Source organism: Flavobacterium sp. N2820, assembly GCF_025947285.1.
Lineage (GTDB): Bacteria > Bacteroidota > Bacteroidia > Flavobacteriales > Flavobacteriaceae > Flavobacterium.
This window is the reverse complement of record NZ_CP110008.1, coordinates 2,388,419-2,411,654: the sequence shown is the minus strand read 5'-3', so window position 1 is coordinate 2,411,654 and position 23,236 is coordinate 2,388,419. Positions and strand designations below refer to the sequence as shown.

21 protein-coding genes are annotated in these 23,236 nt (G+C 32.1%); 8 read left to right on the top strand and 13 right to left on the bottom strand.

The genetic code is table 11. From position 1 onward, the window contains the following. Positions 1 to 999, top strand: a complete 999-nt coding sequence (locus OLM52_RS11320) for a TlpA family protein disulfide reductase (RefSeq protein ID WP_264548620.1) — start codon at positions 1 to 3, stop codon at positions 997 to 999. Between the two features lie 137 nt (positions 1,000 to 1,136). Here OLM52_RS11320 and OLM52_RS11315 read toward each other — a convergent pair whose 3' ends face one another. Together OLM52_RS11315 and dprA are read right to left on the bottom strand one after the other, a co-directional pair. Further along, positions 1,137 to 3,710 (bottom strand): phosphoenolpyruvate carboxylase, encoded by a 2,574-nt coding sequence (locus OLM52_RS11315; protein ID WP_264548619.1) that lies wholly within the window; start codon positions 3,708 to 3,710, stop codon positions 1,137 to 1,139. A 39-nt stretch (positions 3,711 to 3,749) separates the two neighbouring features. After that, a complete protein-coding gene (gene dprA, locus OLM52_RS11310; RefSeq protein WP_264548618.1) occupies positions 3,750 to 4,853 on the bottom strand; it encodes a DNA-processing protein DprA in 1,104 nt (367 codons plus the stop codon). 250 nt (positions 4,854 to 5,103) lie between these two features. Here dprA and OLM52_RS11305 point away from each other — a divergent pair, with 250 nt between their 5' ends. From OLM52_RS11305 to OLM52_RS11295, 3 genes are all read left to right on the top strand, one after another. Further along, positions 5,104 to 6,036, top strand: a complete 933-nt coding sequence (locus OLM52_RS11305) for an SPOR domain-containing protein (protein WP_264548617.1) — start codon at positions 5,104 to 5,106, stop codon at positions 6,034 to 6,036. A 98-nt stretch (positions 6,037 to 6,134) separates the two neighbouring features. Then, complete coding sequence (locus OLM52_RS11300; protein ID WP_264548616.1) at positions 6,135 to 6,647, top strand: acyl-CoA thioesterase; 513 nt, start codon at positions 6,135 to 6,137, stop codon at positions 6,645 to 6,647. A 50-nt stretch (positions 6,648 to 6,697) separates the two neighbouring features. Beyond that, the gene (locus tag OLM52_RS11295; RefSeq protein ID WP_264548615.1) at positions 6,698 to 7,753 is read left to right on the top strand and encodes a ferredoxin--NADP reductase; all 1,056 of its coding nucleotides are present in this window, start codon (positions 6,698 to 6,700) and stop codon (positions 7,751 to 7,753) included. Positions 7,754 to 7,788: 35 nt separating this feature from the next. Here the strand turns inward: OLM52_RS11295 and OLM52_RS11290 are convergent, their stop codons facing one another. Continuing rightward, entirely contained in the window at positions 7,789 to 8,826 is a 1,038-nt protein-coding gene (locus OLM52_RS11290) for a glycosyltransferase family 9 protein (RefSeq protein ID WP_264548614.1), read from the bottom strand. Between the two features lie 10 nt (positions 8,827 to 8,836). Continuing rightward, the gene (locus OLM52_RS11285; protein WP_264548613.1) at positions 8,837 to 9,442 is read right to left on the bottom strand and encodes a DUF4254 domain-containing protein; all 606 of its coding nucleotides are present in this window, start codon (positions 9,440 to 9,442) and stop codon (positions 8,837 to 8,839) included. Between the two features lie 73 nt (positions 9,443 to 9,515). On the opposite strand from OLM52_RS11285, the gene upp reads away from it, so the two are divergent. Beyond that, positions 9,516 to 10,169 (top strand): uracil phosphoribosyltransferase, encoded by a 654-nt coding sequence (gene upp, locus OLM52_RS11280; protein WP_264548612.1) that lies wholly within the window; start codon positions 9,516 to 9,518, stop codon positions 10,167 to 10,169. On the opposite strand, the gene OLM52_RS11275 is transcribed toward upp, so the two are convergent. Then, on the bottom strand, positions 10,164 to 11,093 hold the full coding sequence (locus OLM52_RS11275) for a DUF6427 family protein (RefSeq protein ID WP_264548611.1): 930 nt from the start codon (positions 11,091 to 11,093) through the stop codon (positions 10,164 to 10,166). The two genes, upp and OLM52_RS11275, sit on opposite strands and share 6 nt — an antisense overlap. Before the next feature lie 46 nt (positions 11,094 to 11,139). Here OLM52_RS11275 and OLM52_RS11270 point away from each other — a divergent pair, with 46 nt between their 5' ends. Further along, positions 11,140 to 11,370 (top strand): DUF6341 family protein, encoded by a 231-nt coding sequence (locus OLM52_RS11270; protein ID WP_264548610.1) that lies wholly within the window; start codon positions 11,140 to 11,142, stop codon positions 11,368 to 11,370. Between the two features lie 19 nt (positions 11,371 to 11,389). Here OLM52_RS11270 and purD read toward each other — a convergent pair whose 3' ends face one another. Continuing rightward, entirely contained in the window at positions 11,390 to 12,661 is a 1,272-nt protein-coding gene (gene purD / locus OLM52_RS11265) for a phosphoribosylamine--glycine ligase (RefSeq protein ID WP_264548609.1), read from the bottom strand. Between the two features lie 112 nt (positions 12,662 to 12,773). Between purD and OLM52_RS11260 the strand changes: the two genes are divergently transcribed. Then, a complete protein-coding gene (locus OLM52_RS11260) occupies positions 12,774 to 14,084 on the top strand; it encodes a phenylacetate--CoA ligase family protein (RefSeq protein WP_264548608.1) in 1,311 nt (436 codons plus the stop codon). Here the strand turns inward: OLM52_RS11260 and OLM52_RS11255 are convergent. From OLM52_RS11255 to OLM52_RS11225, 7 genes are all read right to left on the bottom strand, one after another. Next, positions 14,081 to 14,833 carry a glycosyltransferase family 2 protein gene (locus OLM52_RS11255; protein ID WP_264548607.1) on the bottom strand — a complete coding sequence of 251 codons (753 nt, stop codon included), beginning with the start codon at positions 14,831 to 14,833 and terminating at the stop codon, positions 14,081 to 14,083. The two genes, OLM52_RS11260 and OLM52_RS11255, sit on opposite strands and share 4 nt — an antisense overlap. Next, a complete protein-coding gene (locus tag OLM52_RS11250) occupies positions 14,833 to 16,185 on the bottom strand; it encodes an undecaprenyl-phosphate glucose phosphotransferase (RefSeq protein WP_264548606.1) in 1,353 nt (450 codons plus the stop codon). Before OLM52_RS11250 ends, OLM52_RS11255 begins: the two co-directional genes overlap by 1 nt. Then, positions 16,186 to 17,169 carry a UDP-glucuronic acid decarboxylase family protein gene (locus OLM52_RS11245; RefSeq protein ID WP_264548605.1) on the bottom strand — a complete coding sequence of 328 codons (984 nt, stop codon included), beginning with the start codon at positions 17,167 to 17,169 and terminating at the stop codon, positions 16,186 to 16,188. 3 nt (positions 17,170 to 17,172) lie between these two features. Next, on the bottom strand, positions 17,173 to 18,507 hold the full coding sequence (locus OLM52_RS11240; protein WP_264548604.1) for an O-antigen ligase family protein: 1,335 nt from the start codon (positions 18,505 to 18,507) through the stop codon (positions 17,173 to 17,175). Continuing rightward, positions 18,449 to 19,555, bottom strand: coding sequence for a DUF1972 domain-containing protein (locus OLM52_RS11235; RefSeq protein ID WP_264548603.1), 1,107 nt, complete (start codon positions 19,553 to 19,555; stop codon positions 18,449 to 18,451). Before OLM52_RS11235 ends, OLM52_RS11240 begins: the two co-directional genes overlap by 59 nt. A 62-nt stretch (positions 19,556 to 19,617) precedes the next feature. Continuing rightward, positions 19,618 to 20,766, bottom strand: a complete 1,149-nt coding sequence (locus OLM52_RS11230) for a glycosyltransferase family 4 protein (protein WP_264548602.1) — start codon at positions 20,764 to 20,766, stop codon at positions 19,618 to 19,620. A 10-nt stretch (positions 20,767 to 20,776) separates the two neighbouring features. Next, on the bottom strand, positions 20,777 to 21,535 hold the full coding sequence (locus tag OLM52_RS11225) for an O-antigen ligase family protein (RefSeq protein WP_264550543.1): 759 nt from the start codon (positions 21,533 to 21,535) through the stop codon (positions 20,777 to 20,779). A 610-nt stretch (positions 21,536 to 22,145) separates the two neighbouring features. Between OLM52_RS11225 and gmd the strand changes: the two genes are divergently transcribed. Continuing rightward, entirely contained in the window at positions 22,146 to 23,231 is a 1,086-nt protein-coding gene (gmd, locus tag OLM52_RS11220; protein WP_264548601.1) for a GDP-mannose 4,6-dehydratase, read from the top strand. Positions 23,232 to 23,236: the final 5 nt, after the last annotated feature.

The window sequence follows — 23,236 nt, the reverse complement described above, 5'->3', positions numbered from 1 at the left end:
ATGAAAAAAATCACTTATTTACTATTATTATCAGCTTGTTTTTCGTTTGCACAATCAACAGGCAAAGTAAAATTTTCGGCTAAAATCGAAAATCGAAATTCGGACACTTTAACAATTTTTGGTCCTAAAAAATTCAAACATGTAATTCCAGTTAACAAAAAAGGTGTTTTTGAATCTACATTTGAAATTACTGAAGGATTACACCAATTTAGTGATGGATCAGAATCATCATTACTATTTTTTAAAGATGGGTATGATTTAAATTTAACCATGAACGCTAAAGAATTTGATGAAACAATTGTTTATAAAGGAAAAGGCGAAAAAGAAAATAATTATTTAGCAAAAAAAGCGCTAACCGACGAGGTTTTTGAAATGGAATTAGAAGGTTTACTTGAAAAAGAAGAAGCCGAATTTAAAACTGCTTTAGAGAAAAAGAAAACCAGCGATTTAGCTAATTTAGAAAATGCAGGTTTAGATGCTAAATTGGTTGACATTGCAAAACCAATGATTAATCAGGAAGGCATGATGTTGATGCAATATTTCAATCAAAAAGCATCGGCGAAAAAACTTGAAAATGCCGTTGCTCCTTCATTTGATTATGAAAACCATAAAGGCGGAAAAACAAAATTAGAAGATTTAAGAGGAAAATATGTGTACATCGATGTTTGGGCAACTTGGTGCGGACCTTGTAGAGCTGAAATTCCTCATTTAAAGAAAGTAGAAGAAAAATACCATGGCAAAAACATTGAATTTGTAAGTATCTCAGTAGATGTTGACAAAGACCATGAAAAATGGCAAAAATTTGTAACCGAAAAACAATTAGGTGGCATTCAATTGTTTGCAGATAAAAACTGGAATTCAGATTTTATTAAAGCTTTTGGTATTAACTCTATTCCAAGATTCTTATTAATTGGTCCTGATGGAAAAGTTTTAAAAGCTGATGCTGCAAGACCTTCTTCTGCTCAATTAACGGAGTTGTTAGATAGTCTTTTGAAATAAAAAATTAATAAACCTCAAAGTTTAGATATCTAAATTTTGAGGTTTATTCTTTAGAAGCTGAAACAAGTTCAGCTTGACAAAGGAATTATAATGAAAACCACTGTCATCCTGAACTTGTTTCAGAATCTCATTTCAAACTAAGCCGAATTCCTACTCGCGTTAATATTTCCAAACAACGAGCGCGTTACTATTTTTTCATACACTGCAATTAATTTTTCGTCAGGTGTTGGGCTTTCTCGTAAGGCTTTTATGCGCAACAAAGCATATTGCTGAATGGTAATCAAAGGCACCACCATTTTTTCTCGCATTTCAATTGAAGCCTTTCCGTCGGGATAGTTTTCCATCAATTCTTTGAACCCTGAAATTTTTAACAATAAGCGTTTGGTTTCTAGATATTCCTCGTGAATTATCGTCCAAAAAGCGCCAAATTCTACATCGTTTTTCATGTAAGCTGTTAGCGGAAAAAACGATTTGCTCAACGCCATCATACTGTTTTCTAACAATGTTCTAAAAAACAACGAATGTTTGTACAAGTCACTTACTTCATGCCAACGGTTTTGTTCTTCAAAATATTTTAAAGCCGTTCCAACACCAAAAAAACCAGGCACATTTTGCTTCAACTGACTCCAAGAACCTACAAACGGAATGGCTCGTAAATCGTCTAAATTCAATTTGGCTGCTGCTTTTCTTTTTGATGGTCGGCTTCCGATATTCGTTTTTGCATAATAATTCAACGTGCTCATTTTTTCTAAATAAGGCACAAACAGCGGATGATTTTTAAAATCGATGTATTTCTTAAAACTAATTGTTGCCAATTGTTCTAAAATAGCATTTTCAGAAAGCGTTAATTCATTTTGGTTGGTGTTGAAAACCTGATTTTTTGCTCCAGCACTTACTAAATTTTCTAAATTATAACGACACGAATCCAACGTTCCAAAATTAGAACTAATGGTTTGTCCTTGCACCGTTAATTGCAATTGCTGACTTTCTATTTTTGGTCCTAACGAAGCATAAAACTGATGCGTTTTTCCACCACCACGAGCAGGAGGTCCACCACGACCGTCAAAGAAAATAACTTTGATATTGTATTTTCTGGAAATTTCGGTCAACGCTTCTTTTGCTTTATATATGGCCCAATTTGCCATTAAATAACCGCCATCTTTTGTTCCGTCAGAAAAACCTAACATTATGGTTTGCTCGTTTCCACGATTTTTCAAATGGTTGGCATAAACCGAATTGGTATACAATTGTTCCATCACTAAATCAGCTTTATGCAAATCTTCCACCGATTCAAAAAGCGGCACTACATCAACCGAAGGATTGTTCCAATCGCACAACTGAAACATGGCTAACGTTTCCATGACGTTCAAAGCACTTTCGTTGTTACTAATAATATAACGATTACAACCTAATTCGCCATTATTTTCTTGAATCGTTCGAATAGCTTCAATAGAACTGATGGTTTCTTTCGTAATTTCATTGTCAAAATCTGAAGCTTTTAATTGGGCAGAAGCTTTAGATAATATATTAATTTTTTCAGTTTCCGATAGATTAAAATAATCTGATGGAAACAAACTTTTCTCTTTTTGAACAATGTCTTGAAAAACCGCTTTATGAATTTTACTGTTCTGACGAATGTCTAAAGTGGCAAAATGAAATCCAAACAAATTGACTTTATTCAACAACAAATCCACTTCGTCCGCATAAAGCGATTGATGCTTTTCAACAATGATATTTTTTATAATCTGTAATTGTGTTTTAAACTCATCTAAAGAAATAAAAATTTCTCCTTCCGAATAAAAAACAGAGCGATACAATTTGTTTTCTAATTCGGCAATAATCACATCAACACCTGTAAATGTTAGTTTTCGTTTTAACTTTCTAACATCTGTATAATAACATTTTAAAATTGAAGTTCTTAAACGTTCAGCAACTTTCAATGTGATTTCGGTAGTAACAAACGGATTTCCATCTCTATCGCCACCCGGCCAAAAACCCAAATTGAGTACATCATTTTTAAGTTCATTTCCTTTGAAAATATTTTTTTGAAGGTAGTGCACCATTTCGCTTGCCGTTGGATAAAACACGTTTTCCAAATACCAAACCAAACTTACAGCCTCATCAAAAGGTGTTGGTTTTTCTTTTTTAAAGAAAGGTGTTTTACCCAATTGCGCCAACAAATCTTTAATTACAATATGGTTATTAGCTTTCAAAGCTTCCGTTAAATCGGTAATAATTCCTAAAACCGAACCCGGATAAAACTGTGTGGGATGTGCTGTTAAAACTGTTCTAACTTTAAAGTTTTCTAAAAACTCTTTCAGTTCTTTAGTTTTTCCTTCCGATTCTGCAGTTTCTTTAATAGCTCGAAGCGAACTTTTGCCTTCCATATTATTCACAATTTGAAAAGCCGCATCTTCAATCGCATCAAAAAGTACTACTTGTCGCTCCACATATTGAATAAATCGAAACAATAAACTAATTTTTTCTGCTTCAGAAGGATTATCTAAATATTTGGTAACGAACGTTTCAAAAATCTCCGCTGGACTTTGCTCGTTTTTGTATCCGTTTTCACAAACTTCAGAAAACAAAGGCAATAAAACGCCCGTGTTATTGATTTCGTCAAAAGGCAACGTGATGAAAACACTGTTGTAAATGGTATATTTTGAGGCCACATTTTGTTGGAACCGTTCAATTTTTGGAAGTGTGTACATGGTTTTGAAATTTGTACTAATTTACGAGTTTATTTTTAATTAAATCACCTCAAACATTTTTCCAGGTAAAGGTCTTATTACACCTTTTAATTCCATATTCAACAAAATAGATGAGATCCGATAAATGGGAAAATCACATTCTAAGGCGATGATATCCATCATTTCTTTGCCCACTTTTTGAAGGTAATCATAAATTTTTTGCTCTTCTTCGGTTAATGAAATAAACAGTTGTTTTTGGACTGCTTTTTGAGTTTCCCGCTGCAATTCCCAATTCAAAATATACACTAAATCGGCTGCTGAAGTAAGCAAATTGGCTCGTTGTGTTTTAATCAAATTATTGCAACCTTGACTATATTTATCAGTTGTTCTTCCAGGGACTGCAAACACATCTCTGTTATAATCGTTGGCTAAATTGGCTGTAACTAACGAACCTCCTTTTTCGGCACTTTCAATTACAACAGTTGCTTCACTAATGCCGGCAACAATGCGGTTTCGTTTGATAAAATTTTCTTTATCGGGATTACTGGAACTCCAAAATTCGGTTAAAAACCCACCATTTTGTTCCATTTTTGCCATATACTTTTTGTGCGTTTTCGGATAAATTTGATTCAATCCGTGTGCTAAAACACCTATCGTTTGCAAACCACAATCCATTGCCATTTGATGCGCATAAATATCTACTCCATAAGCAAAACCACTTATAACAATTGGATTTAATGGCGCAATTTCTTCTATAAGTTTTTTGGTAAATTCAATACCATATGAAGTGATTTGACGTGTGCCAACAATACTTAAAAGTTTTCGATTTTGTAAATCGATGTTTCCCGCTTGGAATAAAAGCACAGGACTGTCGTAACAATGTTTTAATCGTTCGGGATAATTTTTTTCAAGAAAATAGGTGGTGGAAATATTTTCCTTAGCGATGAATTGAAGTTCGGCTTCCGCTTTAGAAAAAACAGCTTTATTGTGTAAATTTTTGATTACAACCGATCCAATGCCTTCAATTTTTTGAAGTTGGGATTTTTTTGAAGCGAAGACTTCTGTAGCGTTTCCGCAATGTTGGATGAGTTTTTTGGCGATTACATCTCCTACTCCTTCCACTTGCATTAACGCAAGCGTGTGGTATAATTCTGACTGTGTCATGGCGTGTATAAAATTTATTTGGCATATAATTGAAGAACAAAAATAGTTCTTTTTAGCAATAATCCAAAAAAGAAAATGGAAACCTAAATAGCCCTGATGGGAGCGGCACCATGTAGAGCGGACAGCAGGAACATGGAAACCAAAAAAGCCCAAGCCATTCGCTTCCAATTGTTTATAGAAAAATTGCAATTGTTAATAATTTTTGTTGATAAAATTTTGATATTACTATTGATTATCTAACTTTGTTGTTATGCTTATAGAAAAACACATATCTGACTTATTATATCGTTATCAATGCGTTACCGTTCCTGGTTTTGGTGCTTTTTTAACCGAAACTGTATCGGCTCACGTTACTGGAAGTGCGAGTTCGTTTTTTCCACCTAAAAAAGTGGTTTCGTTTAATGCGAATGTAAAAAATAACGATGGTTTATTAGCAAATCATGTGGCATTACAAGAAAAAATGTCCTACGAATTAGCCGTAATCAAAATTGGTGATGTGGTGAACGAATGGACGTATTTGCTTCAAAATCGCAATCGAGTGGTGTTGAAAAACATTGGCGAAATTTCGGTTAACAATGAAATGAATTGGGTTTTTGAACCTGCTAATACTGTTAATTACCTAACCGATTCGTTTGGTTTGAGCAGCTTTGTTTCTCCTGAAATTACCCGAGAAGTTTTAAAGCAAGAAGTAGAAGCTTTAGAAGAAAAAGCGCCAATTATTTTTACTCCTGAAAGAAAAAGAGATTATTCTTATTTAAAATATGCCGCTGTTTTTGTAATGATGTTGGGTGCTGGTGGTTTGGGTTATATAACTTATAACAATCAAAAAATTGAAAATCAAACATTAGCTATTCAAAAAAACGTTCAAGAGAAAGTACAACAACAAATTCAAGAAGCAACATTTGTTATTTCTAATCCAATACAGACTGTTGAACTAGCTGTTGTAGAAGAAAAAATGCCTTATCATTTAGTTGCTGGTGCCTATAGAAGCGAAGAAAATGCGAAAAAAGCGATTGCAGAATTAAATGCTGCTGGATTTGAAAAAGCAAAAATGCTTCCTTTGAATAATCACAAATTATATCCTGTGGTTTATGCAAGCTTTAAAACGTTGAGTGAAGCTCAAATTGAACGTAAAAACATTCAAAAATCACACAATGCCGAAGCTTGGTTGTTGATAGAATAAATATTTAACACTTTGCATAATAATTATTAAAATCCCAATATTGGGATTTTTTTATGCATTTTGTTTTCAAATTCCTCATTATCTTTGCAAAAAAAACAATGCAACCAAAATTTCCTTCAGAATCCATAACGACTTTAACCGATTTAGTTTTACCTGGTGAAACCAATCCTTTGAACAATTTATTTGGTGGAGAATTGTTAGCTCGTATGGATAGAGCAGCAAGTATAACCGCAAGAAGACATTCCCGTAGAATTTGTGTAACAGCTTCGGTAAATCATGTGGCATTTAATAGAGCCATACCGTTAGGAAGTGTGGTAACCGTGGAGTCGAAAGTTTCTAGAACTTTCAATACTTCAATGGAGATTTTTATTGATGTATGGATTGAAGACAGAGAATCAGGAATTAAAAATAAAGCCAACGAAGCCATTTATACTTTTGTAGCAGTTGATGAAACCGGAAGACCTATTCCTGTTCCACCAATAGAACCAGAAACAGAATTAGAAAAAGAACGCTATGCAGCGGCATTAAGAAGAAAACAATTAAGCCTAGTTTTAGCTGGAAAAATGAAACCTAGTGATGCAACGGAATTAAAAGCGTTGTTTATGGAATAAATTGAGAACCTTCGGGTTCTTTTTTTTATTTTTGTAAAAAATTAAATCAAATGTCATCATTTTATAAATTAAGCATTAAAGAAATCATCAAAGAAACTACAGATGCGGTTTCGATTCTTTTTAATGTTCCAGACGAATTAAAATCATACTACTCTTTTGTTGCCGGTCAATATGTAAACTTAAAAGTTACGTTGGACGGACAAGAAATTAGAAGAGCCTATTCGATTTGTTCTTCTCCAAAAAGTGGCGAATTGCGAATTGCCGTTAAAGCCATCAAAACAGGTTTCTTCTCTAAATTTGCCAATGAAAAATTAGCCGTTGGAAACGTAATCGAAGTAGGAACTCCAGAAGGAAAATTCACCTTTGAACCAAAAGCAGAGCGTCAGAAAAATTATGCTGCGTTTGTAGCTGGAAGCGGAATTACACCTGTTTATTCCATTCTAAAATCGGTTTTAGAAGAAGAACCTAACAGTACTTTTGTATTGGTTTACGGAAATAAATCGGAAAAAGACACGATTTTCCACAACCAATTACACGATTTACAATTGCAATATGTAGGACGTTTATTTGTGCAATATGTATACAGTCAATCTACGGCAGACAATGCTTTGTTTGGCAGAATTGACAAATCGGCTGTGAATTTTGTTTTAAAAAATAAACATGCTGAAATGGAGTTTTCAAAATTCTATTTGTGCGGGCCAGAAGAAATGATTAATCTGGTTTCAGACACTTTAAAAGAAAACAATGTTTCAACTACTGATATAAAATTCGAATTGTTTTCTACCTCATCTTTTGGAGAAACTGCTTCATCAGAAGGATTAGAAGGTCACACTAAAATTTCAATTTTAGTAGATGACGAAGAAACAACTTTCGAAATGAGTCAGAAACAAACTTTATTAGAAGCGGCTTTAAAACAAGGTTTAGATGTTCCCTATTCTTGTCAAGGAGGCATTTGCAGTAGTTGTATTTGCAGAATTACGGAGGGTGCTGCTGACATGAAGAAAAATCAAATTTTAACGGATTCAGAAGTAGCCGAAGGATTAACATTGGCTTGTCAAGCGCATCCAACAACCGCAACAATAAAAATTGATTTTGACGATGTTTAATCGCTAAAAGTCCAAAGAATGAATTCCAATTTTATCTAGGTAAGATTGGAATTTATTTTTTCAATGACCTGAGAAGGCAAAATCGTCCTCATTACCTTATCATAACCTTCCACTTTTTTGTTTCCATAAATAGAGGTTGGTAATAATGGATATTGTGCGCTGTCCGAAGTCAAACAAAAATCATCTGGTTGGTTAAATGGTTTGAAACCTGCAAAAGGATGCGTTGCGCCCCAAAGCGTAATGACTTTCACGCCCAACATAGCAGCAATATGCGCATTTCCTGAATCCATAGAAAGCATAATGTCTAAATTGGAAATCACGTCTAATTCTTGTTTAAATTGTGTTTTTCCAGCTAAAACAACTACATTTTCATGTTGATTTTGCAATTGATTCAACAATTGAATTTCTTTCTCGCCTCCACCAAATAAAAAGATTTTATAACTTTTATTTTGAGCCAAACCATCTATTACTTTTTGCATTAAATCGATTGGATAGACTTTGCTTTCATATTGTGCAAAAGGTGCAATACCAATCCAATTTTGATTTTTTGTTCCTGTGATTGTTAGGATTTCTTCTGATAAAGTAGCTTTTTCAGGAAATTGAGCATTCGACAAATCAATAGAAAATCCAAGTTGCTTGAACGTATCCACATGTCTTTCGATCATTGGTTTTACTTGAGAAAAAACTTTGTTAGTTAAACTAGTCAAGGCTTTCTTTTCTGCTCTTCCTTTATCCGTTGCGGCTACTTTTTTTCCGCTTAACGCGAATAAAGTTCGAACGACTTTGGAACGAAGTACATTATGTAAATCAGCAACAACATCAATTTTTAATTTTCGTAAATCGGAAAATAAACGCACTAAACCAATAAACCCTTTGTGACGTTTATTCAAATCCACACCAAAGAAATTCACATTCGGAATTCCATCAAAAAAAGGTTGAAAAAATGGTCGAGAAACTACCGTGATTTTTACTTCAGGATGCTGTAAAAATAAGGCTCTCAACACAGGAACGATCATTGCGACATCACCCATGGCTGAGAGCCTTATTACCAATATGTGTTTTGGTTTAGACATCAAATGATGACTATTTTTTATTTTGATACAACACCGGATTTAACTCCTCGTCGTTGTACATTTTCATTTGTTTGTACACTTTCATGTATTTGTCACCCGCTTCAATATCTTCAATTAATTGACTGATTGAAGTAAACATATCGTTTTTTTGGTCTAACAAAACATTTAGTTTTTCTTGACATTTTGCTCTGTGCTCTGGCGTAGCTTCTGCACGAGTAGCCTCTTCGTTCATATGGTAAATTTTCAATGCTAAAATCGACAAACGATCAATAGCCCAAGCTGGACTTTCCGTGTTGATTTTTGCATCTGGTTTTACCTGAACATCTTTGTATTTATCCAAGAAATAGCTATCAATATATTCCACCATATCGGTACGAACTTGGTTAGATGCATCAATTTTACGTTTTAAATCCAAAGCCGCAACAGGATCAATATTTGGATCACGAACGATATCTTCATAATGCCATTGTACTGTATCTACCCAATTTTTTGCAAATAACAAATATTCAATAGTTCCTTTTTCAAAAGGATTTACAACTGGTTGATACACATCGTCTACAATGTGATATGTTTTGATACTTTGTTCAAAAATGGGAAATGCAAATTCAGCAAACATAATTATAGCTTTAAAATTGATACAAAAATAGCGATTTTTTGTACTTTTATCCTGAAAATAAAAAATAAATCCAATGCACATTCATTATATTTCAGAGCAAAATAGTATTCTCAATCATTTTTTGGCTCAAATTCGTGATGTTCACATTCAAAAAGACAGCATGCGTTTTAGAAAAAATATTGAGCGTATTGGAGAAATAATGGCATACGAATTAAGTAAAACCCTTGATTATAAGAATATTGATGTACAAACGCCACTTGGCATTAAGCACACCACAACGGTTGCTGAACCTGTAGTTTTATGCTCGATTCTAAGAGCTGGATTAGCTTTGCACCAAGGTTTTATGAACTTTTTTGATGATGCGGAAAATGGATTTGTTTCGGCATACCGCCATCATTATAACAACGATGATCAATTTGAAATTTTGGTAGAATATCAAGCAGCACCCTCTTTTGAAGGAAAAAATTTGATTTTAATTGACCCAATGTTGGCTACAGGACAATCGTTAGTAGCTGTTTTACATAAATTACATTTGGAACATCAACCTAAAGAAATTCACATTGCAGTAGTTATTGCAACACCTGAAGGAATTGAATATTTAGAAAAAAATGTCCCTTCAACTTGTCATTTGTGGGTGGCGGCTTTGGATGAAAAGTTAAACGAACACAATTATATAGTTCCCGGTTTAGGTGATGCTGGTGATTTAGCTTACGGAAGCAAACTATAATTGCATCACAAAGAAGAAAAGGCCAAAAGCCACTAAAGAATATACAACGATTTCTTTGATCCAATTGTTTTCTATTTTTTCGATAAAATTAGCCCCAATAATTGCTAGTGGAGCGAAGCAGAAGGCTAAACTTCCGTTATTCTTATTTGCAGAAAGGACATAAATTCCTACGCCCAAAATAAAGGAAAATAAAATGGTTTTGTGTGAGGATTGCAAATTCAATGCTTTATTTGGAATATCAAAAACATGCAAAACAAAAGCAAACAAACTAATGGATGTAAAAACCGCCAAAGCAATTCGTTGATAAATATTATCAAAATAATAAAAGTCAAAACTTACATACGTTTTACTCATTAATGTACTTAGCAAGCTGTTGTCTAGAAGGCTATTTGCAAGAAAAAATAAAATTGTAACAGCAAATAGAGCAATAAAAGGAATAATCCAGTTTCGGTAATCTTTAGAAACATGAAGAATAACCGCAATAAAAACCAATACAATATAAAAAATGCTCCAAAAATGAAACAATGCGGCTAAGAAAATCCAAAAAGAAGCATCAAAAATTTTTTCTTTTGTAGCGATAAGCGATTTTAATGAAATTAACCTTCTTAATGCCAATAACAACAATAAATTTGAAATAATAATATTCTTGTTTTGAAAAAAGGAGGAGAAAAAAAGTAAAAAAATGAAGAACAATAACAACGCATAATTGTTACTCTTGGTCAATCCATTCTTTAGTGCAATAAAATTTGTAATAAAAATAGAAGCAAAAACCAAAAGAAATAAACCAAGTTCTTCAACATAAAATAACCAAGTAGCACCTGCAGAAGCTGTCATAATGGTCTTCCAAATAAAGAACACTAACGACAAAATTCCGATAAGTAAATAATTAAATGGTCTTGTTTTACTAAAAACACTTGCTATCATGCGAATATTTTATATTTTTGTGGTGTAAATATAATACTTTATCAAAATGAAATCATTTTTTGAAGGAATACAATCACTTTTTGTAGATTTTTTATTCTTACCAATGGATTGGTTAAGAGAACTTGAATTAAGTAACTGGTGGGTTGCAAATAGTATCAACTGGGTATTTATTCTTATCTGTTGTGGTGCAATGACCTATTGGATTAAACAATTGAACATCTTCAAAGCAAATAATGAAGATGTGCAAGATACTACTGCACACTCTTTTTTAAAATAATCTAAGACATTAGTAAGGATTATAAATCCTTACCAATATCTGTTCTAAAATACATCTTATCAAATTGTAGCTTTGCTATACTTTGATAAGATTTTTTTATAGCTTCTTGAAAGTCATTTCCGTAAGAAGTAACAGCAATAACACGTCCTCCATTACTTACAATTTTTCCGTTTTCTAATTTTGTTCCTGCATGAAATGGAATAGAATCGGTAATGTTTTCTAGTCCAAAAATCTCTTTTCCTTTCTCATAATCTTCAGGATAGCCACCTGAAACTACCATAATAGTTGTAGCTGCTCTTTCGTCGATTTCTAAGGTAATTTTCTCTAATTCTTGATGAGCAATTGCTTCAAAAATTTCAACTAAATCACTTTTTAATCTTGGCATAACCACTTCTGTTTCTGGATCACCCATACGAACATTGTATTCGATAACCATTGGCTCACCTTTCACGTTGATTAATCCGATGAAAACAAATCCTTTATATTCAATTCCGTCTTTTTGCAAACCAGCAATTGTTGGTTGAACTATTCGGGTTTCTATTTTTTCTAATAAGACTGCATCCGCAAATGGAACTGGAGATACCGCACCCATTCCGCCTGTATTCAATCCGGTATCGCCTTCCCCGATTCGTTTGTAATCTTTTGCTGTTGGCAATACTTTATATGATTTTCCATCAGTTAAAACAAAACAACTTAGTTCGATGCCATCTAAAAATTCTTCAATGACCACTTTTGAACTCGCTGCTCCAAATTTAGCTTCCACCAACATGTTTCGCAATTCTGTTTTAGCTTCTTCCAAATCCGATAAGATTAAAACGCCTTTTCCGGCCGCTAATCCATCTGCTTTTAAAACGTAAGGTGCTTCTAATGTTTCTAAAAATTGGCATCCTTGCTCCACTGTTTCTCTCGTAAAACTTTCGTATCGAGCTGTCGGAATGTTGTGTTTTACTAAAAACTCTTTTGCAAATTCTTTACTTCCTTCTAATTGTGCTCCCACTTTTGATGGACCTATTACGGGAATATGATTGATTTGGACATCATTTTTAAAGAAATCGTAAATTCCTAACACCAATGGATCTTCTGGTCCTACCACAACCATAGCTACTTTTTCTTGTAAAACAAAAGCTTTAACGGCATCAAAATCATTCGGATTCAAATCCACGTTTTTGGCAATTGATGCTGTTCCTGCGTTTCCAGGGGCAACAAAAAGAGCAGTACATTTTGAAGATTGAAGCATTTTCCAAGCCAGTGCATGTTCACGACCGCCAGAACCAAGTAGTAAAATAGTCATTTTGTGTGTTGTTATGTTGTGTGGCAAAAGTACTATTTCTTAAGAAGAAAGAAAAAAGAAAAAAGAAGAAAGATTATTTTCAGATTTATTACTTTTGGATAAATTCCAACGAATGTTCAATCTGTTTCATCTTTCTTTAAAATTAAGCGGTTTTCCTATTGCGAAGGCTCAAGCTGATTTTGAGAAAATTCTTCAAATTTCGGAAGCAGATTATCCTGATTATCTCGAAAACAAAAAAAGAGAAATAGTCGAATTTCACCTGAAAAATAATCCTTTTTATCAAACTTTAGTTGGAAAAGAAACTTTTGATAATTGGAACGATTTACCTGTTCTCACTAAAAAAGATTTACAAAAACCATTAAAAGATCGACTTTCAAAAGGCTATTCAGAAAATAGTGTTTTCGTAAATAAAACTTCGGGTTCGAGTGGCGATCCGTTTGTTTTTGCGAAAGATAAAGAAGCACATGCAATTACTTGGGCATCGATTATTTATCGTTTTGGATGGTTTGACGTTGACTTCAATTCGTCGTATCAAGCACGATTTTATGGTATTCCGTTGGATTTTATTGGGTATAGAAAAGAACGTTTAAAGGACTTTTTGAGTAAAAGATACCGTTTCCCGATTTTTGATTTATCGGATAACATTTTGGATGGCGTATTAAAACATTTTGAAACCAAAAAGTTTAATTACATTAATGGCTATACGAGTTCAATTGTGCTTTTTGGAAAATATTTACAAGCTCGAAACATCGTTTTAACTGATATTTGTCCAACGCTGAAAGTTTGTATGGTGACTTCTGAAATGTTATTTGAGGAAGATAAAATTTTGTTGGAAAAACATTTGGGAATTCCTGTTGTGAATGAATATGGTGCTTCAGAATTAGACTTAATTGCTTTTCAAAATCCAAATAACGAATGGCAAGTGAATTCAGAAACCTTGTTTGTGGAGATCTTAGACGAAAATAATCAACCCGTTCCGCACGGAACAGAAGGAAAAGTAGTAATTACTTCGTTATACAACAAAGCGCATCCGTTTATTCGTTATGAAATTGGTGATGTAGGAATTTTAGATGAAAAAAGCACATTGAAAAAACCAATCCTAAAAAAATTAATTGGCAGAACCAGTGATGTAGCGCTTTTACCAAGCGGAAAAAAATCTCCTGGGTTAACCTTTTACTATGTAACCAAAAGCATTATTGAAGACGATGGTAATGTAAAAGAATTCATTGTTCGTCAAACAAAACTAGATAGCTTTGAAATTGATTATGTGAGTTCGGTGGAATTAACTTTGAAACAAATTCAAGAAATTGAAAAAGCAATTGCTAAATATTTAGAACCTGGATTGCAGTTTACTTACAACCGAAAAGCCGTTTTGGAACGCACAAAAAGAGGAAAATTGAAGCAATTTCAATCGATGCTTTAATTTCTGTACTTCATAAAACCACGATACATCCAATGCGACATATAGTAAAGGGATTGAAAAATATTTAGTTTTTCAACATTTCTATAAAACTGCCATTGGTATTTAATTAAATCTGATTTTTTTCTAGAAAGCGAATTTTCTCTGATTCTGTAAATTGCTTGTGTTTCTTGAATTCCGTGTGCAAATGGAACTACTTTTAAATAATTCAACCACAACCCCATATCTTGTCTTTTTCGAATGAGTGGCATATACTTTTTACCTAACTTTTGAATCTCGACAAATGCGGTCAAACAGCTAATAGAGTTAGATTTTAAAATATCGGAATAAGAAACTTTATGCGGCACAATAAAATCAGAGTACACAAATTCTAATTGTTCATTGGCTCTTTTGTAAGACGAAAAAACAAACGGAATTCCGGTTTCATCAATGGTTGTAATGCTGTTTTCAATGAAGGTTGGAAACCAGATATCATCGGCATCAATAAATGTCATGTATTTTCCTGAAGCTTTCTCAATTCCGTTATTTCGAGCTACTGCAGGACCAGAATTTTGAGTTAATTTATAAAATTGAATGCGCTTGTCTTTTTCAATGATTGAACGGACAATGTGTTCTGTTTCGTCAAACGAACCATCATCTACAATAATCATTTCCCAATTTTGATGGGTTTGATGTTGCACTGATTGTATCGTTTCAGCAATAAATTTTGCCGAATTAAAAGAAGGTGTAATTATGGAAACTAATGCACTCATTAGTACGCTTTTTTATCGCCTTTTATCGCATTTACTATGGTGGCAAAAATAATTTTAAAATCTAGCAATAATGACCAGTTTTCCAAATAGAAAATATCATATTTTACTCTGTTAATAATGTCTTTTTCCGTTTCTACTTCACCTCTAAATCCGTTTGTTTGGGCTAATCCTGTAATTCCGGGCTTTATAAAATGTCTTACCATAAATTTATCCACACTCTTAGCATACATTTCGGTATGACTAACCATGTGTGGTCTAGGACCAACCACAGACATGTCTCCTAATAACACGTTGAAAAACTGCGGCAGTTCGTCAACACTAGTTTTACGAATAAATCTTCCTACTCGGGTAATTCTAGGGTCATTTTTTTGAACTTGCTCTAAATCTGCAATTGGATTTAAATGCATGGAACGAAATTTATAACAATAAAATTCTTCATAGTTTAACCCATTTCTTTTTTGTTTGAAAAAAATTGGACCTTTAGATTCCAATAAAATTAAAATGGCAATTAACGGTGTTAACCATGAAAGAAAACAAAGAATAATAAACAATGAAAAAACAACATCAAAAACACGCTTTAATCGTTTATTTACTTCTTTATCTAATGGAATGGTTCTTAGAGAAATAATCGGAATATAATCGTAGTATTCTACAGCTAAATTTCTTAAGAAGGTGTTTTTATTATCGGGTAAAAATTTAATTGTTTTTAAATTATTGTCGGCAAAATGAATTAAATTATTAATTTCTCGATTGGTTAGAGTACTTATTGAAGCATAAATTTCATCTATTTTGCATTCTTTAACATAATTTCTACACGCTAATAATTCACTTTTTTTGTTTGCTTTTAAGTCAAAAATATGAACAAGATTATATCCATAATCTGGATTATTTGTAAAAAAATCTTTTAACTCATCTACACTTTTTCCGTTGCCAACTATGATTACATTTCTATAATTTCCCCCGTATAAAAGACGGTATTTTTTAAGTAAAATAAAAATAGAAAATTTCAGTAAACCAACTAAAATAAAAGACCAAAAAATATAAAATCCAACCTCCTCTGTGGTAACATATTTATATTTATAGCCAACGTAGGCAAATGTGATTAAACTTACGTAGAAAAACTGTTTTAATAACTTCCCAAAAATCTCGATGCCCTTACTGTATCGATATACTTCATAATATCCAGAATAATACGATATAATCAACCAAAATAAGGTTAAAATAGAGTGATAGCCAAAATTACTCATAGCAGACCTCATGCACAATAACACTAATAAATTTACAATTAATAAATCTAAAAATATTATTATGGGTCTAATATAAACTGAGTATCTTCCGGTTTTATTTTTCAATTAGTGAATGTATTTTGTAAAATCTTTGTGCTCTTCTTTCAATAATTCTTCTGAAGAAAGCGTCTTAAAATAATCATACGTAATTTTCATGCCTTCGGATCTTGAAACCTTTGCTTCCCAGCCCAAAATCTCTTTTGCCTTTGTTGTATCAGGTTGTCTTTGCATAGGATCATTAATCGGTAGTGGATGATATACTACTTTTTGATTTGTTCCTGTTAGTTTGATGATTTCTTCTGCAAAATCTTTAATTGTAATTTCATCTGGGTTTCCAATATTTACAGGCAAATGGTAATCTGAATGCAATAACCTGAAAATGCCTTCCACTTGATCATCTACATAACAAAACGAACGCGTTTGACTTCCATCGCCAAAAATAGTTAAGTCTTCTCCACGAAGCGCTTGTCCAATAAACGCTGGAATTACACGGCCATCATTGAGTCGCATTCTTGGTCCGTACGTATTAAAAATACGAACAATTCTAGTTTCTACTCCATGAAAAGTATGATACGCCATAGTTATAGATTCTTGAAAGCGCTTTGCCTCATCATAAACTCCACGAGGTCCTATAGTATTAACATTTCCATAATATTCTTCTGTCTGTGGGTGTACCAAAGGATCTCCATACACTTCAGAAGTAGAAGCAATTAATATTCGAGCTTTTTTTACGCGGGCTAAACCTAATAAATTATGTGTTCCTAATGAACCTACTTTCAAAGTTTGAATCGGAATTTTTAAATAATCTATTGGACTTGCAGGTGATGCAAAATGTAATATATAATCTAAATTCCCAGGAACATGAACAAATTTTGTAATGTCATGATGATAAAATTCAAAGTTTTTATCCTTAAAAAGATGTTCTATGTTTTTTAAATCCCCTGTAATTAAATTATCCATACCAATTACAAAATAACCCTCTTTTATAAACCTATCGCAAAGATGGGAGCCAAGAAAACCTGCTGCTCCTGTAATTAATATTCTTTTCATTTTTTATTTTTTTTCTAATTTTAAAACCTTTTCCCCATTAAACAAACAGTATAATAGCATAAAAAACAATACGCCTCTTTGTCTCCACAGAAAAGATTCTGTCAAAAATAAGCTTAACATTAAGACTGCAAAAGCAATATGTATAAAATCTTTTGTCATAAATGCTTTTTTTGTGTTCATGTACAAAATAACAATTAATAATAAAAACCCTATTGCGCCAAGTTCAGCGAAATTTTGCACATATTGGTTATGAAAATTAAACGTGCCGTAACCGGGATATAAATTATATTGCTTTTCTTTTTCTAATAATTTGCTTAGAGATGCATTTAATCCAAAACCCGTCCAAAATATTGGTTCTTCATTTAAAAATTCTGTAAACATTCTAAATTGATATACCCGAAAAGCCGTTCCTGGAAAATAATCTGAAGGATGAAATGTATCTTTCGTCCAAGCATCTGCAATGCTTATGTTGTTTATTCCTTTTTCTTTATTTAAAGCAACATTATGTGAAATGCTTTTATCGGTATTGGTTCTAAATTCAACTAAAAAACGTTCTTTTATTTTTCCAAAAGAAACGACTAAGCCTAATAAAAGCAACATAATTGTTAAATTTCTTAATCGAAGTCTGTTTGCAACTTTAGAGTAGAAAAAAACTTGTATTAAGAGCAATAAAACAACTATTAAAATAATGTTTTTTGAAGATAATAAAATAACAAACACGAAAAGAAAAACTGAAATTATCAGTTCGATTTTTGTTTTGTGCTCTTTGATAAAAAAGTAAAAGAAAGCAATCGCTACATACACTGAAAAATGAATAGCATTTAACAATCTTGGCACTAAACCAGTATCGGTATCATTATCTGGTCCATGATAAAAGAAAACACTGGTATCCTTCGCAATCAAAAATCGAATAAAAGCCCGAATTAGAAAAAACAATACATAAACTAACATTGTATAACTGTATAGTTGTAGTATTTTATCTTTTTGATTTTTAGTAAAAGAGGGAATGAAAGCAAATGAAAGCGGAATTAACAATAAGGCAATCTCTTTTGGTATTGCACTACCCGTTCTTTTTAAGTCAATCGTCCAAAAATAAGACGCACTCATCCATATAAATAAAAGTATGGGTATAAGTAGCGTTGCCGTTAAAAAAAAGGGCTTCTTTCTGCAGTATAAAAGAGAAGTAATAAAAAAAACACCTAATAAAATATTGTTAATCGCCATAGAAATTGGCAAAGTAATCAATAATAATAAAAAAGGAATAAACGCCTTATTTTGCTTATTTTCTTCTAGAAGCTCCTTCCAAACATTGCTTAAAAAGTTGTAAATATTGTTCATTTATTTTCTCCCAATTAAAAGTTGTAGTTATTGCAGCATAGTTATTTTCTACGATTTGCAAGTTATTACTTTTTTTGATTGAATTTAAGATTTTTTTAACCTCTTCTGCAGAGGTAAAATAATAGGCATTTTCTTTAAGAACTCCTTTGTTAAAATCATTATTATGAGCCGCAATTAAAGCTTTAGATGCCATGGCCTCTAACAATGATGGATTCGTGCCTCCAACGGTGTGTCCGTGAAAATAAAGATTAGAAAAATAACGCAAATTATTTAAATAATCTAAATTGTAAACCGCTCCTAAAAATCGAATATTTGAAAAGCTTTTATACTTATCCTTTAAATACGTTCCATACTTAGTGCTGTGATTTCCGATTACTAAAATTGGTGTTTTATCCTCAGCCATGGTAACACCTTCTAATACCATATCTAAATTATTTTCAGGCTCAAAACGCGCTAATATCATGTTGAATTTTTCCTTTTCAACTTGATATTTTTCCAAAATTTCAGGATTCGGATTATTAAAATTATAGGCACCATAAGCAATATAGGTGCTGTTTGTATTGTATTTTTCTTTTAAATATTTTTGAATACCTATAGAATCTGCAATTAAAAAATCACTTTTTTTAACCGCTAATCGTTCTGCTATTTGAAGTGCTTTTTGAACTTTTTTAGAATATTTAGTGCGTTTCCACTCTAAACCATCCATATTTGTAATTACAATAGCGTTTTTGGGATGTAAAGAAAACCATACCGAACTACTTGTGTAACCTAGTTGAAGAATGATGTCAAACCCTCTTTTTCTGGCATCTCTAATGCAATTCAAATCATATATAAACTGCCCAACGGTTCCGATTTTGTTTTCTGGATCGTAGCAATGCACAATATGTACTCCTTTAAATTCTTTTTCTTTGTATGGATGACTATGCGAATTGTATACAAACACCTCGTGCCCTTGTTTTGCGGCATATGTAGCAAAAAATTCTGCAAATTGCTCAAAACCCCCATAATGGTTAGGGATTCCTCGCGTTCCTAAAATTCCAATTTTCATTTGGTTTTCTTTAACAAAGACAAATATAAACTTTTAAAGATATTTTAATGTCAAAAATAACATTAGGCTAAAATTTTTTCAATATTTGAAACATATTTATAAATAGAAAACTCTTCTACTGCACGAACATAGCCCTTTTCGCCCATTTCTAATCTCTTTGCCTCATCATTAACTAATGTTTCTATTGCGTTAACTAAATCAGTAACATTATTTGGTTGAACCAAAAAACCAGTATGTTCATGTATAACTATTTCTGTTAAGCCTCCATGATTTGATGCTATTACAGGTTTTTTTGCTAACATAGCCTCTACAGCTACTAAACCAAATGGTTCTGGTTCTACTGATGGCACGATAGCAATATCAATTGCAGACCAAATCTTATTAATATCAGGTTGAAATGGAACTATTTTTACTTGATTTACAATTTGAAAAGCATCAATTTTAGCGGTCAGTTCTTTTAATATATAGGATTGATTTTCTGTTGTAGAACCCACAAAAATTAATCTTAAATCTGGATACTTTTTTATCAATTTACTAAATGCTTCTAATAATATAAATTGACCTTTCCATTTATTTATTCTACCTACTAGACCTATTACAATTTCATTATTAACGTCAAATATTTCTTTTCTAATGGATACAATTTCATTAACCAAAAGCGGAGATGATGGAACTTCTAGGCCATTTGTAACAACCTCATAGTCAATATTTTTTCGACTTGAAGACTTCCAAAAATCAGCAGTCGCGTTAGAATTGTATATTGTAAAGAAATTGCTTTTAGTATGTAATAAAAAACGAAATGTTTTTGCAACTATTTTAGGTGATTCTATTATCTCATGAACATGCCAAACATGTTTTATTCTGTTTTTTTTTGCAAATAGATAACCCAATAAAACGGCAAGGGTATTAGAATATACTATTTCGAAATTATAGTTTTCATTTATTTTATTTACAATTCTAAAAGCTTGTTTAATTTGCTTTAATAAAGACACCATGTTTTTTGGAGTAAACATTTTTCTATGTAACTTTATAACAGGCGCAATATATACCTCAATGTTTTCTAGTTCTAATGCTTTTTTTAATGGTCCTTCGTTTGGTAAAATAACTACAGGGCAAAATCGCTCCCTATTTATATGCCTAATTAATAACAATAAAGTTTTATCTGAACCATACATTTCGGCTGATTGGTGAATAAAAAGAATATTTTTCATTAGTTCACAATTACATTTTTGTATTAGACTTTAAAGTATTAAAACTCAACAAACCTCCAAGAACAAAAACTACAGCATCTCTTGGAATATAGATTCCACTGATAATTAAGGTTGTGAAAATATAAAACAATCCAATTGAAGAAATTAATCTATTGACTAATATTTGATTCGAATTATTTGTATTAAATCTGTAAATTTTCATATACAGACTGGTCAAAAATACAAAATACAACAACAATCCTAGAATCCCTGTTTTGTATAAAACAAAGATGTAACCATTATGTAATCTAGAAATGTATTTCATTCCTCCCTCTCCTCCAACAGGTGCTTGAAATTTTAAATTCACTAAAGAGCCGAAACCTGTTCCTATAAAATAACTTGTCGGATTTTCTTCCATAAGATAAATGGCTCTTTTTGCCTCATATCCTCGCCAATGATCCCATAATTCTTTATGATTATTTCTGTCGATTTTTGACTTGAAAATTTCTTCTGGAGCAATTTTAATTTTATATAAAAATGCCTCAGCACCTTTGGCGTTTCTGTCTAATTTAACAGAAAATAAATAAGCATATAGTACCAAAATAGAAACTACAGCTATCCCTATAAACTTTAAAGTTTTAACTGTAATTTTTGCATAGCCTAATAAAGAAAATCCCATTACAAAAAACACTACCAACATTGTCCTAGAAAAATAAAGATAAATGGATATCAGTAGAAAAAATAAAACAAGAAAACGAAATACTTTTTTTCTAATTAACCACTCATTCATGTGTTTTTTGGAAAACAACAAAATATAAAAAGCAAAAATTTCAATAAAATTATCCAATCCAAAATCACCTCTAAGCTTATGAATCGAATTGTTTGCAAAATCGCCTAAAATAAAAATGCCAAACAAATGAATAAAGGCTGTTAAACAACCCACAAAAAGGATGGTCTTCAAAAATATTACTAAATCGAACCCTTTTCTAAAAAGAAAATAACTTAATAAAATACCATTAATTGGCTTTAAAAAATAAGTAATGTCTTTAATTATAAAGCTTAAATCGTGCTTCTCATAAAAAAAACCTAGTAACCCAATTATAAAAATAAGTACTAAAGGTGCAATTATTAAAAGCGTTGGTTTGGAAATTTTACATTTTGTGGTTAACAATATCCCGATTAAAAACAAAAACTGCAAAGCAAAATTTATTTTATAAGAAGGCAAATAAATTTCGCACAATAAAACAACTATAAAAAGAGTTATTGGGATATATTTTTTTGGAATCAAAACATCATTTTTTAACTTTCAAATATAACTCAATTAAATAAAATATATTGCTAAAAATTATACATTTACTTTTTAAGGTATATATTTGTAACTATTAAATTTTTTACCTGCAATGAAAAAAGCGTTAATCACTGGAATTAATGGTCAAGATGGTTCGTACTTAGCCGAATTATTATTAGAAAAAGGATATGAAGTTCACGGGATCATTAGAAGGAGTTCTACTTTTAACACAGAGCGTATTGAACATCTATATATAGAATCTTTAATTCAAGATTTACATAAAGATAAAAAAATTCACCTTCATTATGGTGATATGACTGATTCAACGAGTTTAATCCGATTGGTTCAAGAAATTCAACCTGATGAAGTGTATAATCTGGCCGCTCAGTCACACGTCAAAGTGTCGTTTGATATGCCCGAATATACCGCAGAAACTGATGCGGTAGGAACCCTACGTTTGTTAGAAGCAATTCGAATATGCGGGTTAACTCATAAAACTAAAATTTACCAAGCCTCTACTTCAGAGTTATACGGCAAAGTACAAGAAGTTCCCCAAAAAGAAACTACTCCTTTTTATCCTCGCTCTCCATATGGGGTGGCTAAAATATATGCGTTTTGGATTACCAAAAACTATAGAGAATCGTATGGAATTTTTGCGGTTAACGGCATTTTATTCAATCACGAATCTGAACGTAGAGGCGAAACTTTTGTGACCCGAAAAATTACACTTTCTGCCTCTAGAATTAAACACGGTATTCAAGAAAAACTATACTTAGGAAATCTTGATGCGCTTCGTGATTGGGGCTATGCAAAAGATTATGTGGAATGCATGTGGTTAATGCTCCAACAAGAACAACCTGAAGACTATGTAATTGCTACCGGTATTCAATATTCTGTACGTTACTTTTGTGAATTAGCATTCAAAGAAGCTGGTATTGAAATAGAATGGCAAGGAGAAAATGAAAACGAAAGAGGAATTTGTAAAGCTACTGGAAAAGTAATCATCGAAGTAGACCCTAATTACTATAGACCTGCTGAAGTAGAAAGTTTATTGGGTGACCCTACAAAAGCAAAAACACAATTGGGATGGAATCCTAGCAGAACATCTATTGAACAACTTGTAAAAATTATGATGCAACATGATTTAAACTATGTGGTTCGTTTTAAAGATAGAGATTCATTAAAAAAATACGAATAAACAAA

Bases quoted from the DNA above. Each gene is read 5' to 3' on its own strand.
- gmd (WP_264548601.1), top strand. From the start codon at position 22,146: ATGAAAAAAGCGTTAATCACTGGAATTAATGGTCAAGATGGTTCGTAC.
- OLM52_RS11230 (WP_264548602.1), bottom strand. From the start codon at position 20,766: ATGAAAAATATTCTTTTTATTCACCAATCAGCCGAAATGTATGGTTCA.
- OLM52_RS11225 (WP_264550543.1), bottom strand. From the start codon at position 21,535: ATGAATGAGTGGTTAATTAGAAAAAAAGTATTTCGTTTTCTTGTTTTA.
- OLM52_RS11315 (WP_264548619.1), bottom strand. From the start codon at position 3,710: ATGTACACACTTCCAAAAATTGAACGGTTCCAACAAAATGTGGCCTCA.
- OLM52_RS11260 (WP_264548608.1), top strand. From the start codon at position 12,774: ATGTTCAATCTGTTTCATCTTTCTTTAAAATTAAGCGGTTTTCCTATT.
- OLM52_RS11255 (WP_264548607.1), bottom strand. From the start codon at position 14,833: ATGAGTGCATTAGTTTCCATAATTACACCTTCTTTTAATTCGGCAAAA.
- purD (WP_264548609.1), bottom strand. From the start codon at position 12,661: ATGACTATTTTACTACTTGGTTCTGGCGGTCGTGAACATGCACTGGCT.
- OLM52_RS11285 (WP_264548613.1), bottom strand. From the start codon at position 9,442: ATGTTTGCTGAATTTGCATTTCCCATTTTTGAACAAAGTATCAAAACA.
- OLM52_RS11240 (WP_264548604.1), bottom strand. From the start codon at position 18,507: ATGAACAATATTTACAACTTTTTAAGCAATGTTTGGAAGGAGCTTCTA.
- OLM52_RS11275 (WP_264548611.1), bottom strand. From the start codon at position 11,093: ATGATAGCAAGTGTTTTTAGTAAAACAAGACCATTTAATTATTTACTT.
- dprA (WP_264548618.1), bottom strand. From the start codon at position 4,853: ATGACACAGTCAGAATTATACCACACGCTTGCGTTAATGCAAGTGGAA.
- OLM52_RS11235 (WP_264548603.1), bottom strand. From the start codon at position 19,555: ATGAAAATTGGAATTTTAGGAACGCGAGGAATCCCTAACCATTATGGG.
- OLM52_RS11305 (WP_264548617.1), top strand. From the start codon at position 5,104: ATGCTTATAGAAAAACACATATCTGACTTATTATATCGTTATCAATGC.
- OLM52_RS11295 (WP_264548615.1), top strand. From the start codon at position 6,698: ATGTCATCATTTTATAAATTAAGCATTAAAGAAATCATCAAAGAAACT.
- OLM52_RS11270 (WP_264548610.1), top strand. From the start codon at position 11,140: ATGAAATCATTTTTTGAAGGAATACAATCACTTTTTGTAGATTTTTTA.
- OLM52_RS11290 (WP_264548614.1), bottom strand. From the start codon at position 8,826: ATGTCTAAACCAAAACACATATTGGTAATAAGGCTCTCAGCCATGGGT.
- OLM52_RS11245 (WP_264548605.1), bottom strand. From the start codon at position 17,169: ATGAAAAGAATATTAATTACAGGAGCAGCAGGTTTTCTTGGCTCCCAT.
- upp (WP_264548612.1), top strand. From the start codon at position 9,516: ATGCACATTCATTATATTTCAGAGCAAAATAGTATTCTCAATCATTTT.
- OLM52_RS11320 (WP_264548620.1), top strand. From the start codon at position 1: ATGAAAAAAATCACTTATTTACTATTATTATCAGCTTGTTTTTCGTTT.
- OLM52_RS11300 (WP_264548616.1), top strand. From the start codon at position 6,135: ATGCAACCAAAATTTCCTTCAGAATCCATAACGACTTTAACCGATTTA.